At 70.3% G+C, this 15,160-nt stretch carries 14 protein-coding genes; 12 read left to right on the forward strand and 2 right to left on the reverse strand.

Annotated features, from left to right (window positions below; all coding sequences use genetic code 11):
- Both ACGWYJ_RS13035 and ACGWYJ_RS13040 read right to left on the reverse strand, forming a co-directional pair.
- A partial coding sequence (locus tag ACGWYJ_RS13035; protein ID WP_395106171.1) for a TetR family transcriptional regulator occupies window positions 1-249 on the reverse strand: 249 nt, incomplete at its 3' end.
- A 516-nt stretch (window positions 250-765) separates the two neighbouring features.
- Complete coding sequence (locus tag ACGWYJ_RS13040) at window positions 766-1,512, reverse strand: IclR family transcriptional regulator (RefSeq protein WP_395106172.1); 747 nt, start codon at window positions 1,510-1,512, stop codon at window positions 766-768.
- A 125-nt stretch (window positions 1,513-1,637) separates the two neighbouring features.
- Here ACGWYJ_RS13040 and ACGWYJ_RS13045 point away from each other — a divergent pair, with 125 nt between their 5' ends.
- The 12 genes from ACGWYJ_RS13045 (at window position 1,638) to ACGWYJ_RS13100 (ending at window position 15,160) form a co-directional block, all read left to right on the forward strand.
- On the forward strand, window positions 1,638-2,984 hold the full coding sequence (locus tag ACGWYJ_RS13045) for an MmgE/PrpD family protein (RefSeq protein ID WP_395106173.1): 1,347 nt from the start codon (window positions 1,638-1,640) through the stop codon (window positions 2,982-2,984).
- Entirely contained in the window at window positions 2,981-3,469 is a 489-nt protein-coding gene (locus ACGWYJ_RS13050) for a MaoC family dehydratase (protein ID WP_395106174.1), read from the forward strand. The genes ACGWYJ_RS13045 and ACGWYJ_RS13050 overlap by 4 nt, the downstream gene beginning before the upstream one ends.
- Entirely contained in the window at window positions 3,466-3,942 is a 477-nt protein-coding gene (locus ACGWYJ_RS13055) for a MaoC family dehydratase (protein WP_395106175.1), read from the forward strand. Before ACGWYJ_RS13050 ends, ACGWYJ_RS13055 begins: the two co-directional genes overlap by 4 nt.
- An 8-nt stretch (window positions 3,943-3,950) precedes the next feature.
- Window positions 3,951-5,150, forward strand: coding sequence for a CaiB/BaiF CoA transferase family protein (locus ACGWYJ_RS13060; RefSeq protein ID WP_395106176.1), 1,200 nt, complete (start codon window positions 3,951-3,953; stop codon window positions 5,148-5,150).
- A gap of 27 nt (window positions 5,151-5,177) precedes the next feature.
- Window positions 5,178-6,074 carry an HpcH/HpaI aldolase/citrate lyase family protein gene (locus ACGWYJ_RS13065; RefSeq protein ID WP_395106177.1) on the forward strand — a complete coding sequence of 299 codons (897 nt, stop codon included), beginning with the start codon at window positions 5,178-5,180 and terminating at the stop codon, window positions 6,072-6,074.
- Window positions 6,075-6,102: 28 nt separating this feature from the next.
- Window positions 6,103-7,359 carry an acyl-CoA dehydrogenase family protein gene (locus ACGWYJ_RS13070; protein ID WP_395106178.1) on the forward strand — a complete coding sequence of 419 codons (1,257 nt, stop codon included), beginning with the start codon at window positions 6,103-6,105 and terminating at the stop codon, window positions 7,357-7,359.
- Between the two features lie 109 nt (window positions 7,360-7,468).
- Window positions 7,469-8,281, forward strand: a complete 813-nt coding sequence (locus ACGWYJ_RS13075) for an SDR family NAD(P)-dependent oxidoreductase (RefSeq protein WP_395106179.1) — start codon at window positions 7,469-7,471, stop codon at window positions 8,279-8,281.
- A gap of 15 nt (window positions 8,282-8,296) precedes the next feature.
- Window positions 8,297-9,484: a serine hydrolase domain-containing protein gene (locus ACGWYJ_RS13080; protein ID WP_395106180.1), complete on the forward strand. Its 1,188-nt coding sequence runs from the start codon at window positions 8,297-8,299 to the stop codon at window positions 9,482-9,484.
- A gap of 8 nt (window positions 9,485-9,492) precedes the next feature.
- Window positions 9,493-9,726 carry a hypothetical protein gene (locus ACGWYJ_RS13085; RefSeq protein WP_395106181.1) on the forward strand — a complete coding sequence of 78 codons (234 nt, stop codon included), beginning with the start codon at window positions 9,493-9,495 and terminating at the stop codon, window positions 9,724-9,726.
- A 54-nt stretch (window positions 9,727-9,780) separates the two neighbouring features.
- Entirely contained in the window at window positions 9,781-11,817 is a 2,037-nt protein-coding gene (locus ACGWYJ_RS13090; protein ID WP_395106182.1) for a hydantoinase/oxoprolinase family protein, read from the forward strand.
- Complete coding sequence (locus tag ACGWYJ_RS13095) at window positions 11,814-13,757, forward strand: hydantoinase B/oxoprolinase family protein (RefSeq protein WP_395106183.1); 1,944 nt, start codon at window positions 11,814-11,816, stop codon at window positions 13,755-13,757. Before ACGWYJ_RS13090 ends, ACGWYJ_RS13095 begins: the two co-directional genes overlap by 4 nt.
- Entirely contained in the window at window positions 13,754-15,160 is a 1,407-nt protein-coding gene (locus ACGWYJ_RS13100) for an aldehyde dehydrogenase family protein (protein ID WP_395106184.1), read from the forward strand. Before ACGWYJ_RS13095 ends, ACGWYJ_RS13100 begins: the two co-directional genes overlap by 4 nt.

Here is a 15,160-nt window from a genome sequence, read left to right on the forward strand (position 1 = left end):
GAGTCCCTGCCTGGTCGGTCTGAAGACGGTCGAAATCCTCGCCAGTCGATCCAGTACCACCTGCCGGGCACGCACTACGACCGCTGCATACAACTCGGCCTTGGTGTCTACCTTGGCGGTCAGGTCGGCCAAGGTGATCCCGGCCGAGTCGGCGATCATCGCCATCGAGGTGCCCTCGTAACCAAGCCCGGCGAACAGTTCGGTGGCCACGTCGAGGACCCGCGCATCGTCCTGGTCGTCGATCCTCATACTTCAAGCTAGCAAACGCGCTGGTCACAGCCTCAGAACTGGGAAGTCGGCCCTGCGCGCGGCGCGTGGACCGGTGAAGGTGTGTGGGTCACCCCGGGGCGGGGAGAGCCTCGGCCAGGCGGCGTGCCACCAGGCTCGCCCCACCAGCAGCCCGCCACGACGCCCCTATACCGCAGAACCAACTCATGCATATGGGTGTACGACAACAACACCGCATGCAGGACCCAATTGATCGTCGAGCGCCGCACAGACCCGCGCCAGCAACAGGCGGCTTCGCCAGGGTGCCGCTCATACACGGGTTGCCCCCGGCCGATGGAGCAGGCCGTGCAATTGCGCAGCACGAAGCCGCCGAGTGGAATTCTGCCTAACGCTCCGTTCGTGTCCGGAAGTTACCCGACCGGCCAGAGGAGGAGCGGGCCCTCCACCACATCCACCAGCCGGGCGCCCACCGAGTCGAAGCCGCCATGGTCGGGTGGCGGACGACCGAGATCCCGGCACGCCAATATTCTGCCGAATTCAGAGGTGTCCCAAGTTCTCTCGGATCTGCTCCGCGGCTGTGCGGATCAGGTCGCCCCATTCGGGGACCCTCGCTTCGTCGAACCGCACGCTCGGGACGGACAGTGCCAACCCGGCGACGGGACGGCCGTCCGCGTCGAGTACAGCGGCTCCGATCGCGCACACCTGCGGGTTGCTCTGGCGAATGTTGAGGGCGTACCCGCGGGCCTGCGTAAGCCGCAGTTCCTGTCTGAGCGCGTCCGGATCGGTGATGGTCTCCTCGGTGACGGCGGGTAGCCCCAGGGCGATGAATTTGTCGATCTCCTCCTCGTCAAGGTGCGCCAGGATCGCCCGTCCCGACGAGGTGAGGTGCAGTTTCGAGACCGTTCCCAGGGCCGTGAAGGTGCGGACGGCCTGGACGGAGTCCACGCGCTCGATGAGCACGTTGGTGTCGGGCCCGTTGGGCACCGCGAGGTGGATGGTCTCGCCGGTGGCCTCGCGCAGCGCGTGCATGGGGCCGAGCGCCGCCTCCCGCAGGCTCGTCTCGGCGGAGGCCTTGCGGCCCACGGCCAGCGCCCGCGAGGTCAGCGTCCACCGAGTGAACTCGGTGCCGGCGGGCCTGATCCAGCCCGCCTCCGCCAGTGCGGCCAGGCAGCGCTGAACGCTGGTCTTGGGTAAGGCGAGGGCGCGGGCCAGCTCGCCGACCCCGACCGGCTGGCGGATGGCGATCTCCTCGAGCACCCGCAGGCTCCGCACCACACTCTGCATCCGGCCCTCCTTTTCCGCTGGTTGAAAAGGCTGTTGCCCGGCCGCGCCTCGCGGCTCATAGTCTCAGCGCATTGGACTGCATTACAGAACAGTGTTCCGAATTACGGTACAGCAGAGGAGCCCGTGTGAACACCTCGCCCACCGACGCCCTGGCCGCCTCGGTCGCTCGGCTGGCGTATGGCGACCTGCCGGGGCCGGTGGTGACGCTGGCCAGGCAGTGCGTGCTCGACACGCTGGGCGTGGCGATCGCCGGTGCCGCCGAGCCGGTCACGGCGGTGGTCAGGGACGTGGCGCTCGATGAATACGGCGTGGGCAGGTGCATGATCCTCGGCACGGACGGGACGGCGAGTGGCGCGGCGGCCGCCCTGGTCAACGCCACCGCGGCGCACGCACTCGACTACGACGACCTACAGATGGACGCCATGGGCGGGCATCCGTCCGCGCCACTGCTGCCCGCGGTACTCGCCGCCGCGGAGGAGTCGGGCGCGTCCGGGCGCGACGTGCTCACCGCGTTCGTCGCGGGATTCGAGGCACAGTGCAGGATCGGCAAGGCAGTCGGGTCCGATCACTACCGCCGGGGGTTCCACACGACCGCGACGATCGGCACGCTCGGCGCGGCGGCGGGCGTCGCGCGGCTGCTGGGGCTGGACGCGGCGAAGACCGCGCATGCCCTCGGTGCCGCAGCGCTGTCCGCGGCCGGCCTGAGGGCGATGTTCGGCACAATGGGCAAGCCGTTGCAGGTCGGCCGCTCCGCGTCCTCGGGGTTTCTGGCCGCTCGGTGGGCCGCCCGGGGTTTCACCGGACCCGATGACGCGCTGTTCTGCCCGCAGGGTTTCGCGACGACTCTTGCGGAAGACACCGATCCCGACGCGATACGCCGCCCCTTCGGCGCCCCCTGGCACATTCTGCGGGTTCTCTTCAAGGCGCACGCCTCCTGTTACGGCACGCACGCCTCGATAGAGGCGGTCCTCCGGTTCCGCGAGCAGGAAACCGTCACGGCGGAGAACGTGGAGGAGATCGAGGTGCGGGTGCCGTCGCCGCAGTTTGGAGTATGCGCTGTCCCGCGTCCGTCCACCGGGCTGGAGGGCAAGTTCAGCCTGACGTTCACCGCCGCGCTTGCGCTGGTGGAGGGCTCCGCCGACGAGAGCCGGTTCACCGACGCCGCAGTGCGCGACCCGCAAATTGCCGCCGTGGCCGAACGGGTGACCGTGGTCGCCGACGACGCCCTGCCTCCCCTGGGTGCGGCCGTCACCGCGCGTCTGCGCGACGGCCCGACGGTCGCCGCCGAGGTGGACGCCGGGGCGCCTGGATGGAGCACCGATCCCGCCGAGCAGGACGAACGGCTGGCGCGCAAGTTCCGCGGTCTGGTCGCCCCGATTCTCGGCGCGGACGCCGCCGAGACCCTGGCCGACCTGATCGGCCGCCTGGAGGCCGTCGACGACATCCGCACCCTCACAAAGGAGATCCTGTGAACGTCGCCACGCTGCGCGAACGGGCGCGCCGGACGGAGCGGGTCTACCACTTCGAGGACTTCACCGTCGGCCGCCGCTTCGAGCACCACTGGGGGCGCACGCTGACGGAGGCCGATAACACCCTTCTGTCCACGCTGACGCTGTCGTACAACCCGGTCTACTTCAACCGCGAGCGGGCACTGGCCGACGGTCACCGCGACACCGTGGTCAACCCCATGCTCGTGCTGCTGACGACCATCGGGTTATCGGTGGAGGACCTGAGCGAGGCGGGCGGCGCGTTCCTGGGTGTCGACGCGCTCACCTTCCACCGTCCCGTGCTCGTCGGGGAGACGCTGACGGCGGCGAGCGAGGTCCTGTCGGTGCGCCGGTCAGGCAGCAGGCCGCACACAGGCGTGGTGACCTGGCACACCAAGGGCCGGGTCGGGGACGAGACAGTGGTCGACTTCCGGCGCACCAACCTGGTCAAGTCACGGGAGGCGCGATGACCGGGGCCGACGTGCGCGCCGGACGGTACTTCGAGAACTTCGCCGTCGGCGAGCTGATCGAGCACGCCCGCGGCAAGACGCTCACCGAGATGGAGGGCGTGCTGCTGTGCAACCTGGTGATGAACACTGCCTCCGGGCACTTCGACGAGGCGACCATGGCGCGCAGCGAGTTCGGGCGGCGGATCGTGTTCGGCGGCGTCACAGCCGCACTGGTGATCGGCCTGACCATGCAGGACACCGCCGAGCACGCCATTCGTGAACTGAGGCTGGACCGGATGCGGTTCCGCGCGCCGGTCTTCCACGGCGACACCCTGTACGCGTTCACCGAGGTGCTCTCCACCGAGGTGTTCTCCACTGACGTCCCGGCAGACCGCGCCGGAGTGGTCGGCCTGCGGCACTGGGGCGTCAACCAGAAGGACGAGATCGTCTTCGAGGCCGACCGAACCGTGCTCGTCCGCCGGCGGCCACAGTGAGAGCCCCGTTGGAAGGGCTGCACGTCATCGACCTGACGCGGGCGCTGGCCGGGCCGTACTGCACGATGTTGTTCGCCGACCTGGGCGCGGACGTCATCAAGGTCGAGCCGCTGCACGGTGACGTGTCCCGCACCCAGGGGCCGTACCGCGCCGACGACGAGCTGCTCGCGTTCGGCGGCTACTTCGCCAGCGTCAACCGCAACAAGCGCAGCATCGCGGTGGACCTGTCCAACGCCGAGGGTGTGGACGTGGTGCGGCGGCTGGCGCGCGAGGCCGACGTGCTGATCGAGAACTTCCGTCCGCACGTGATGGAGGAGATCGGCCTGCCGTACGAGAAGCTGTGTGCGGAGAACCCGCGCCTGGTGTACGGGGCGATCCGCGGCTTCGGCGACCCCCGCACCGGGCGTAGCCCGTACGCCGACCGGTCCGCCTTCGACATCGTCGCCCAGGCGATGAGCGGGATCATGGCGATCACCGGCCGCCCGGACGGTGAGCCCACCAAGATCGGGCCCGGAATCGGCGACATCTTTCCGGCCGTGCTCACCGCGTTCGGGGTGATGGCCGCCGTCGCCGACGCACAGGCCACGGGGGTCGGCCGGTTCGTTGACGTGGCGATGTATGACGCGATGGTCTCGCTGTGCGAACGGGTCGTCCATCAGCACTCCTTCGTCGGAGCGGTGCCCGCCCGCGAGGGCAACGACCATCCGTTGCTGGCCCCGTTCGGTGTCTACAGGGCCGGGGACGGCTGGGTGGCGATCGCCGCCCCGCTGGACCGGCAGTGGGCCCGGCTCGCCGAGGTGATGGGCAGGCCCGAGCTGGCCGCCGACCCGGCACTCGCCACCAACGCCGCCCGGGTGGCGGGCCGCGAGCGGGTCCGTGCGGTCATCGAGGAATGGACCGCCGCGCGCACCCGGGCGCAGATCACCGAGACCCTTGCGGACACCGTCCCCTGCGGCCCGGTCAACACCGTCGACGCGCTGTTCACCGACCCGCACCTGGCGGTCCGGCGGATGCTCCTCGAGGTGGAACAGCCTGGCTCGGCGACGCCGGTGACGGTGGCGGGGCAGCCGATCAAGGTGACCGGCGCGCCCGAGCAGACCTTCCGCCGGGCCCCGCTGCTCGGCGAGCAGACCGAGGAGATTCTCCGCGAGCGCGGCTTCGACCCCGCCCACATCGAACGGCTGCGTTCCGCGCGCGTCGTTCGCTGACCCCACCGAGAAGAAACGGAGACCGCATTGCGCCGCCTGCGACGCAGCGAACTGTCCACTCCCGGCAGCAGCGAGAAGATGCTGGCGAAGGCCGCCCGCAGTGACGCCGATCTGGTCTTCCTCGACCTGGAGGACTCGGTCGCCCCGCGAGAGAAGGCCGCGGCGCGGTCGAAGGTCGTGCACGCGCTGACCAACCTGGACTGGAAGCCCCGCACCCGCGCTGTGCGGATCAACGACTTGCAGAGCCCGCACGCCCACCAGGACGTCATTCAGGTCGTCGAGGGGGCCCGCGACGCGCTGCACCTCATCATCCTGCCCAAGGCCCGCAGTGCCCGCGACGTGTGGTGGGTGGACGTCCTGCTCACCCAGTTGGAGGAGCGGCTGGGGCTGACCGGGCGGATCGGGCTTGAAGTCCTGATCGAGGAGGTCGAGGGCCTGGTCAACGCAGAGGAGATCGCCGCCGCCAGTCCTCGCCTGGAGGCGCTGATCTTCGGCCCCGGGGACTTGGCCGGCTCGCAGGGGGTGCCCGACGCGTCGCTGGGCGGTGGCCACTATCCGGGTGACATCTGGCACTACGCCCGCAGCAAGATCATCGTGGCGGCGCGCGCCGCGCGGATCGACGCGATCGACGGCCCGTTCCCCGGCGTCACCGACCTCGACGGCTACCGGACCGAGGCGCGGTGGGCGGCCGCCCTCGGCTACCACGGCAAGTGGGCGATCCATCCGAGCCAGATCGAGCCCGCCAACGAGGTGTTCTCCCCCAACCCCGAGAGCGTCGCGTGGGCTCGCCGTGTCGCCATGGCGTACGAGCGGGCGGAGCAGGAGGGGCAGGGCGCCATCACGGTGGACGGCGAGATGGTCGACGCCGCCTCGATGAGGCTATTGCGCAACGTCCTCGACAAGGCCGAGCTCATCGGCGGCTGATCTCCGTGGCCAGAAAGGATGCAGACACATGGCCGAACGCGGCTTCCGCCAACCACCGGTGCCCGTCGTCCCGCCGCCGTACCACACGGCGGAGCGGGAGGCCGTCCAGCGGGAGGCGCGCCGCTTCGCCGCCGACGAGGTCATGCCGGTGGCCGACGAGCTCGACCCGCAGAAGAAGGAGATCCCGCGGTCACTGCTCGACGCCATGGCCGAGCGGGGCTACTTCGGCATCACCGTGCCCGCAGAACTGGGCGGCATGGGCCTGGGCGTCTTCGAGTACTGCATGATCTCCGAGGAGCTGTCTCGCGCGTGGATGAGCGTGGCCAGCATCATCGCCCGGGCCCAGGGCGCGATGGGCGTCAACGTGGCCGATCCCGAGCGGCGGTGCGAGTTGATCGAGCGCAGCGCGCGCGGCGAGTGGATCGGCGCGGCGGCCCTGTCGGAGCCGGACGTGGGGTCCGACCTGGCCGCGGTCCGTACCCGGGCCGTCCGGGACGGGGACGAGTACGTCATCACCGGCCGCAAACGCTGGTGCGGCAACGCTCTGGCCGCCGACTTCATCCAGGTGTTCTGCCGCCTGGCCGACCCCGAACCCGGGCAGCCGCGCGCCGCCGGGCTGGGGTCGATCCTGGTGGAGAAGGAACGCGGCTCGTTCCCGCCCGGCCTGACCGGCACCCCCATAGACAAGATCGGCTACCACGGCTTCGTCACCTGGGACCTGACCTTGGACGGGGTGCGCGTCCCCGTGGGCAACCGCGTCTATAACAAGGCCGCGGGCGACAAGGGACCGCTGGTGCCGGCCGACGACGGTTCCACGGCGGGCTTCAAGGCGGTCGAGGCCGAGCTGAACACGGCGCGGGTGCAGACGGCCGCGCGAGCGGTCGGGCTGGCCCGGGGCGCGGTCGAGGACTGCCTTGCCTACCTGCAGGAACGCGAGCAGTTCGGGCGCCCCATCGGCGACTTCCAGTACCTGCGGTTCACCGTCGCCGAGATGGCGGCACGCGTCGAGCAGGCCCGCGCCCACTACCAGCAGGTGGCCCACATGATCGACGCTGGGCTGCCGTGCGAGCGGGAGGCGGCCATGACCAAGCTGACCGCCACCGAGATGGCCGCAGAGGTCACCGGGCAGGGCATCCAGCTGCACGGTGGCAACGGCTACACCACCGAGCGCCGGGTCGAGCGCTACTGGCGGGACGCCCGGCTCACCACGATCTTCGAGGGCACCAGCGAGATCCAGCGGACGATCATCGCTAATCGGCTGCTGCCCCGCAGCCCTCTCGGCTGATCCGCCTGTTCCATCGATCAATTCAATAGATCTTCGTCTAGTCACTAGACGAGAGTCTAGTGACGGTGTTTCATGTGATCCGTGCCACAAAGCCTGGAAGGGGGCCGAGATGAAGTTAGAAGGCAGGGTCGCGTTCGTGACGGGCGCGGCCTCCGGGATCGGGCAGGCCACGGCGCTCCTGCTGCGCGAGGAGGGCATGCTGGTCGCCGCCGCCGATCTCGACAAGTCCCGTCTGAAGGAGGCGCTCGGTGGCGTCGAGGGCGTGACGGTGTTTCCGCTGGACGTCAGTGACAGCGCGGCGGTCAACGAGGCGTTCGCGCAGGTCGACCGGTTCCACGGGCGGCTGGACGCACTGGTCAACGCCGCCGGGATCAACGCCCCCACCCCCGAGGCCAACCAGGCCCTGGTGGACGCCAACGTCCGGGGACTGGAGGCGATGAAACGGGGCGAGACGCCTCGCTTCGACTTCCTGGAAGACACCAGCGACGAGGACTTCCGCCGCACCCTGGAGGTCAACCTCTTCAGCCAGTTCTACACGCTGCGCGCGGCCGCCCCGATCATGAAGCGCACCGGCGGCGGCAGCGTGGTCAATGTCTCCAGCGTGGCCGCGCTGATCGGCGCCGCCATGCCGCTGTACTACCCGGCCTCCAAGGCGGGCGTGCTAGGCCTCACCCGCGCGGCCGCCGTCGAACTCGCCCCCTACGGCATCCGGGTCAACGCCATCGCGCCCGGCGCGGTGGACACCCCACTCATGCACCAGCAGCCGGACGAGGTCGTCCAGTTCCTGCTGGGCCTGCAGAAGATTCCCCGGCTGGCCGCGCCCGAGGAGATCGCCCGCACGATCGTGTTCCTCTGCGCCGACGACACCGGCGGTTACTACACCGGCCAGACCATCTCTCCCAGCGGCGGCACGTACATGTGAAAGAAGGCCCTTGCCATGTCCACCCCGACACACACCCCACGCCAGGCTGGATTCGACCCGGCAGGTCTTGAGCGTCTCACCGCGGCCATCGAGACCGACATCAAGAACGGCGTCTACGACGGCGCGGTCATCAAGGTCGCCCGGGACGGCGAGCTCGCCGTGGACGCGGCCTTCGGCTACACCGACCGTGCGGCCGGACGCGCCGCCCACCCCGACGACGTGTTCAAGGTCCTGTCGCTGACCAAGGCGTTCGTCAACGTGCTGGCACTACGGGCCATCGACCACGGCAGACTCGCGCTGACCACTCGCGTCGTCGACGTGGTCCCCGAATTTTGGGGCAGCGACCGTTTCCGCAGCTCCCGCAAGGGACGCGTCAACGTCGCTCACCTGTTGACCCACCGCGCCGGGCTGCCCCCGACCCCGCAGCCCGTGTCCTACGACCAACTTCACGACTTCTCCAGGACGCTGGCCGCGATCTGCGAGCTGGACGTGGTCAACGAGCCGGGCACCACGCTCAACTACTCGCCGACCGTCAACCACGCCCTGCTGGCCGAGATGGCCCGCCGCGCGTTCGGCGGCGACCGGTCGCTGCGCGAACTGCTGCGCACGGAGCTGTTCGAGCCGCTGGGCATGACCAGCTCCTCGCTCGGCGAGATCCCCGGCCTGTCGGACCGCGTGGTGCCGCTGCTGTGCGACCTGCCCGAAGACGGCTGGCTCACCAACGAGGACTTCCAGCGCGTCTCGGAGGCGATCTCGGCCGAGGGATCGGAGATGCCCTGGGTCGGAGGGCTGACCACCGCCGGGGATGTCTTCCGCTTCGCCGAGATGCTGCGGCGCGGCGGCGAGTTGGACGGCCTCCGCTACCTGTCGCCCGCCGTCATCGACAAGGCCACCGCGCTGCAGACCGGTGAGGCGCCCAACGACCTGTACCGGCTACTTGCCCAGGCACGCGGCTGGGATGTGCCGCCCGGCAACTTCGGACTCGGTTTCGCGCTGTCGGGCGACGGACTGGAGGTCTCCCAGCTCGGCACGCTCACCTCGCCCCGCACCTTCGGCAACTTCGGCGCCGGCTCCACCCTGTTCTGGGTCGACCCGGCCCGCGACATCACCTTCGTATGCCTGACCGCGAAGGCGATGGAGGAGTCGGAGAACATCCTGCGCTTCCAGCGGCTGTCGGATTTCGTCGTCTCCGCCGCGCTATAGGGGGGCCGGTGCACTCGTTTCCGCGTCCCCAGAACACGCATCTGCACGTGACGCCCCGGCCGGTGGACGGCGACTGCCCGGAGTGCGGGGCCGCCGAGCTGGCCGAGTACCGCGTCCTGAGCGAGGGCGGCTGGTGGGAGGTGCGCAAATGCCGGGCCTGCCTGGCCTCGGTCGAGCGCCGTCCCGGCCCGCCGTTCGGCGCCTACGCCCCGCTCGGCCCCACCGTGGCCGCGCGTTCCTGAATCCTTCGCTCTTTCTCTCTCCCTTCACTTCGCCCCGGGCCTGAGGAGGCTGCCATGTTGGGTGTGGATGTCGGTGGCACGTTCACCGACGTTGTCGCCGTCCACGATGGACGGATCGAGGTGACCAAGGTGCCGAGCGACCCGGCCCGTCCGGCGGGCTCGGTGATCGAGGGCGCGCGACGGCTCGGCGTCGCCGGGAGCCGGGAGTTCCGCCACGCCAGCACGATGGGGCTGAACGCGGTGATCACCCGGCGGCTGCCCAAGGTGGCGCTGCTGACCACCGATGGTCACCGCGACGTGCTGGACCGCGGTCGGGTGTGGCGACCCCCGCGGGCGCTGACCGACCCGCGCTGGCGCCGCCCATTCGGCGACGCGGCCCGCCCCCTGGTACCGCGCTACCTGCGCCGCGGGATCACCGAGCGGATGCTGGCCGACGGCACCGTGCTGATCCCGCTGGACGAGGAGCAGGTGCGCGCCCAGCTGAGGGTGCTGGCCCGCTGCGACGTCGAGGGTGTGGCGATCTGCCTGCTCAACGCCTACGTTGACGACACCCATGAGCGGCGGGTGCGCGAGCTGGTGCACGAGGGGCTGGGACGCGACGTCCCGGTGTCGATCTCCGCGGAGACCTCGCCGCTGGCCCGCGAGTACGCCCGCGCTTCGACCACCGTCGTCGACGTGTTCATGAAGCTGATCTTCACCGGATACGCGCACGAGTTGGCGGGGGAGCTGGGCGGCCTCGGGTTCGACGGCGACCTGCACTTCGCCGACTGCGCCGCCACCCTGCTGCCCTGGCGGCAGGCGCTGGACCGGCCGCACCGGATCGTGTTCGCCGGGCCCGCCGCCGGGACGTTCGCCGGGGTCGAGCTGGGCCGGGCGATCGGCGAGCGGGACCTGCTGTGCGTGGACGTGGGCGGCACGTCCACGGACGTGTCGATGGCGGTCGGCGGAGAGCCGTTCGTCGACACCACCTTCGAGGTGGAGCATGACCTGGTCATCAACGCGCTGTCCACGGAGATCTCCAGCGTCGGCGCGGGCGGCGGCAGTATCGTGTCGATCTCCCCGTCCGGGGACGTGCGGGTCGGCCCGGGCAGCGCGGGTGCCGTGCCCGGTCCCGCGTGCTACGGGCGTGGCGGCGAGTTGCCGACGGTCACCGACGCGTGCCTGCTGATGGGCATCCTCGACCCGTCTGGGATCGCCGGAGGAGAGCTGCGGCTGGACGAGGAGCCGGCGCGGAGCGCGTTCGAGTCGCTGGACACGCCACTGAGCCTGGACGAGCGGATCCGCTACGCGTACCGGATCGCTGTGGCCAACATCGCCGAGGAAATGGCGAACGTGGCGATCCGCCACGGCACCGACCCGCGCGACTTCACCGTCGTGGCGTTCGGTGCGGCGGGCGGCATGCTGCTCCCGGCCACCCTCGACCTGCTGCGCGCCAAACGGATCGTCATCCCGCCCAACCCTGGACTGTTCTCCGCCGTGGGACTGCTGTCGACCGACCTGGCCTACTACGACAGCCGCAGCGCCTACCGGGTGCTGGAGCCGTCGGCGGCCGACTCGATCGGGGCGGTGTTCGAGGAGATCGAGCGTTCACTGCGGGAACGCATCACCGGCCCGCAGGACGGGATGAAGGTGCGACGCACGTTCGACGCACGGCTGATCGGCCAGCACTGGGAGACCCCGTTCGTCGAGGTCCCCGACGGCCCGATCGACCCCGCCGCAGTCGAGACGATGATCGCCAACTTCCACGACGCCTACGAGCGGCGCTACGGCAACCGGTTCCCTGGCATGCCGGTCGAGGGCGTCACCTACAGGGTGCAGATCACCGTCCCCGGTCACCGCTTCGAGCACACCCCGCTGCCTACCCCCACCGACACGAGTGTGACGCCGGACCGCACCACCGAATTGCGCCACTACACCGACCAAGCGCTCACCGTCGCGGAGTACACCCGCGACCGGCTGCCCGTGGGGGCGCTCGTCCACGGCCCGGCGATCATCCGGGAGAGCCTGTCCACCACTCTGGTGTGCCCGGGGCAGGTCGCCCGGGTCGGCGCCTATGGCGAGATCTCCATCGAGTTGGCGGCGAAGAAATGACCGCCACAACCGTCGAGCAGCTGATCCGGGACCTGGACGGGGCCGCGTTCGAGGAGCGCTTCCACTGCGACCGCTTCACCGCCACCGTGCTGAGCAACCGGCTGCACTACATCGTGGAGCACATGTGCCGCCGCCTGCTCACCGCCGCGTTCTCTCCCATCCTGCGGGACTTCTACGACTTCGCCGCCGTGGTGACCGGGCCGCCGGAACTGGCCTACCCGACCCCGGCGATGAGCGACAGCCTGGTGCTGTTCACCGGGACCATGACCGACTCGGTGCGGGTCACGGTCGAGGAGTACGGCCTGGCACGGCTCAAACCAGGCGACGTGCTCGTCGCCAACGACCCGTACCGGACGGGCACGCACGTCAATGACGTGCTGTTCGTGCGGCCGGTGTTCCACGGAGGACGGCTCGCGGCGTTCGTCAGCATGAAGGCCCACCAGCTCGACATGGGCGGCACCGTGCCCGGTGGATTCAGCGTCGTCAAGAACAACGTCTACGAGAACGGCCTCGTCCTGTCGCCGCGCGCCCTCTACGAGGCCGGCGAGCCGGTGCCGGAGACCTGGAGCCTGATTTTCGACAACGTGCGGTTCGGCGAGGTGCTGCTGCCCGACATGCAGACCATCTGCGCCGGGCTGCGCCTCGGTGAGCGCTTGCTGCTGGAGACAATGGACCGCTACGGCGTCGAGGCCTCGCACGGGGCGATGACGTACGTGTGCGACACCTCGGCCGAGCGAATGCGACTGGCCTTGGCAGGCCTCCCGGACGGCGTCTACGAGGGGTCTGATCTGCTCGACTGCGACGGCGTGGACGACTCGGAGGAGTACCTGGTCAGCGTTCGGGTGACCAAGCGGGGCGGCCGTGTGGAGGTCGACTTCGGCGGCAGCTCCCGGCAGGCGCGGACCTGCGTCAACGCCACACCGCTGGACGCCAAGACCTCGGTCGGCGTGGCGCTGAAGTACCTGCTAGACCCTGACGGCCCGTTCACCTCCGGCATGAACCGTCCCATCGACCTGGTGATCCCCGAGGGCACGGTGGTGAGCGCGCTGCCGCCCGACGGCGCGGTGTTCGCCTACTACGAGATCAACCAGCTGATCATGTCGGCGATGCTGCGGGCCCTGGAACCGGCGGTCGGCGAGGCGGCGATGGGCGGCGACAGCGGCTGCTCCGACATCCACAACGCCTCGGGGATGCTGCCGGACGGCACGCCGTGGCTGTCGGTCGCCGAGTGCGGGGGCGAGGTCGGCCCGTACGGCGCCAACCGGTACGGCGACGCCGACAGCCAGATGTTCGCCTACCAGGCCAATGGCATCGCCGTGGCCGCCGAGACCGTGGAGGGCGCGGCGCCGGTGGTGATGCTGCGGCATGAGATCCTGACCGACGGCGGCGGCCCCGGCCTGTACCGGGGCGGCGCGGCCCTGGTCCGCGACACCCTGTGGCGGTTGCCTGCCCGGCACAACTTCATGTCGCTGCGGTACAAGAAGGCACCCGGCTTCGGGGTGCGCGGCGGCCGCGACGGCAGCACCGGCGGCGTCTGGACGTGGGAAGGCTCGATGGAGGCCTTCGCCGGGCTCAAGCCGACCGGCCCGGAGGCCTACGCCGACGCCCGGCCCATTGCAGGGATGCTGGACCCGCAGACCAACGCGCCCGCCTCCGGAGGGAAGTACGTCTTCCCGTTCCGCACCGCGTACTGGCACACCGGCCCCGGCACCATCCTGCGTGTCCGCAACAACGGCGGCGGCGGATGGGGCGATCCCCTGAACCGCGACCCGGAGATGGTCAAGATCGACGTGCGGGACGGCTACGTGTCGGTGGAGGGTGCCGCCCGCGACTACGGCGTGGTCGTCGGCGGCGATCCCGAGAACGATCCGGAAGGTCTGGTCGTGGACGCCGAGGCCACCGCCGCGCTGCGCGCCAGGCTCCGCGAGGACCGGACATGAGACGGCACGGCCACTGGATCGGTGGCCGCGTCACACCGCCGGCGAGCGGGCGCCACCTGACCTCGATCGCCCCCGCCGACGGCAGCGAGGTCGCGCAGATCGCCGCCGGGGACGAGCGCGACGTGGCGGCCGCCGTCGCGGCGGCCGAAGCCACCGCCCCCGGCTGGCGGGCGCGGCGGCCCGTCGAACGCGGGCGGCTGCTGTCGGCGCTGGCCGCCGCGCTGCGCGAACGGGTAGCCGAGTTCGCCGCGATGGAGTCGGCCGAGACCGGCAAGCCGGACTGGCAGGCCCGGTTGGAGATCGAGGGCAGCGCCGCCTACTTCGAATTCTACGGCGGCCTGGTCAACATCGAACTCGGCCACACTCTGGACGTGGGCCCGGGCGCGCATGCGTTCACCCGCCGCGAACCGTACGGCGTCATCGGCGTCATCACACCGTGGAACGCACCTCTCAACCAGTGCTCGCGATCCGTCGCCCCCGCGCTCGCGGCAGGCAACACGGTCGTGGCCAAGCCGTCGGAGTTCACCTCGTGCACAACCCTGGCGCTGGCGGCGCTGGCCGGCGAGGTCGGCTTCGAGGACGGCGTACTCAACGTGGTGACCGGGACGGGCACCGAGGCCGGACGCGCGCTCGTCTCGCATTCCGGGGTGCGGCGGGTCTCGTTCACCGGGTCCGTGCGGGCGGGACGGGAGATCGGCCACATCGCCGCCGACCGGATCATCCCGCTCACCCTGGAACTCGGCGGCAAGTCGGCCAACCTGGTCTTCGCCGACGCCGACATGGATCGGGCCGTCGACGGCTCGGTGACGGCGTTCACCCTCAACACCGGGCAGGTCTGCTCCGCAGGCACCCGCCTGCTGGTTGAGGAGTCCGTGCACGACCACGTGGTGGACTCACTCGCGGTCAAGGTCAGGAAGGTGGCGGGCTCGCTCGGCCCGCTGACGACTCCGGCGCAGGCCGAGAAGGTCCGCGCCTACTTCGACATCGCCGAGACCGAGGGCGCCACCCTCGTCACCGGGGGGCGCTCGCTGGACTGCAACCCTCCTGGTCACCGGGTCGAGCCCACCGTCTACACCGGCGTCCGCCCGGACATGCGGATCGCCCGGGAGGAGATCTTCGGTCCCGTCCTGGTCGTGATGCCGTTCCGCACCGAGGACGAGGCCATCGCCCTCGCCAACGACTCCGACTACGGCCTGGCGGCAGGCGTGTGGACGCGTGACATCTCGCGCGCGCTACGCGTCGCCGAACAACTCGAAGCAGGCCAGGTCTACGTCAACGCGTGGCGCAGCGCGCTCGTCGAGACGCCGTTCGGCGGCACCAGGCTCAGCGGCTTCGGACGAGAGAAGGGGCTGCAGGCCCTCCACGAGTACACACGCCTCAAGAGCGTGATCGTCACCTACTGA

The sequence above is a fragment of the Actinomadura sp. SCN-SB genome, from assembly GCF_043906805.1.
In the GTDB taxonomy this organism is placed as follows: Bacteria; Actinomycetota; Actinomycetes; order Streptosporangiales; family Streptosporangiaceae; genus Spirillospora.

What these genes read in the sequence shown, in the direction of transcription:
- ACGWYJ_RS13040 (WP_395106172.1), bottom strand. Translation starts at nt 1,512, where the DNA reads ATGCAGAGTGTGGTGCGGAGCCTGCGGGTGCTCGAGGAGATCGCCATC.
- ACGWYJ_RS13055 (WP_395106175.1), top strand. Translation starts at nt 3,466, where the DNA reads ATGACCGGGGCCGACGTGCGCGCCGGACGGTACTTCGAGAACTTCGCC.
- ACGWYJ_RS13070 (WP_395106178.1), top strand. Translation starts at nt 6,103, where the DNA reads ATGGCCGAACGCGGCTTCCGCCAACCACCGGTGCCCGTCGTCCCGCCG.
- ACGWYJ_RS13075 (WP_395106179.1), top strand. Translation starts at nt 7,469, where the DNA reads ATGAAGTTAGAAGGCAGGGTCGCGTTCGTGACGGGCGCGGCCTCCGGG.
- ACGWYJ_RS13080 (WP_395106180.1), top strand. Translation starts at nt 8,297, where the DNA reads ATGTCCACCCCGACACACACCCCACGCCAGGCTGGATTCGACCCGGCA.
- ACGWYJ_RS13090 (WP_395106182.1), top strand. Translation starts at nt 9,781, where the DNA reads ATGTTGGGTGTGGATGTCGGTGGCACGTTCACCGACGTTGTCGCCGTC.
- ACGWYJ_RS13095 (WP_395106183.1), top strand. Translation starts at nt 11,814, where the DNA reads ATGACCGCCACAACCGTCGAGCAGCTGATCCGGGACCTGGACGGGGCC.
- ACGWYJ_RS13100 (WP_395106184.1), top strand. Translation starts at nt 13,754, where the DNA reads ATGAGACGGCACGGCCACTGGATCGGTGGCCGCGTCACACCGCCGGCG.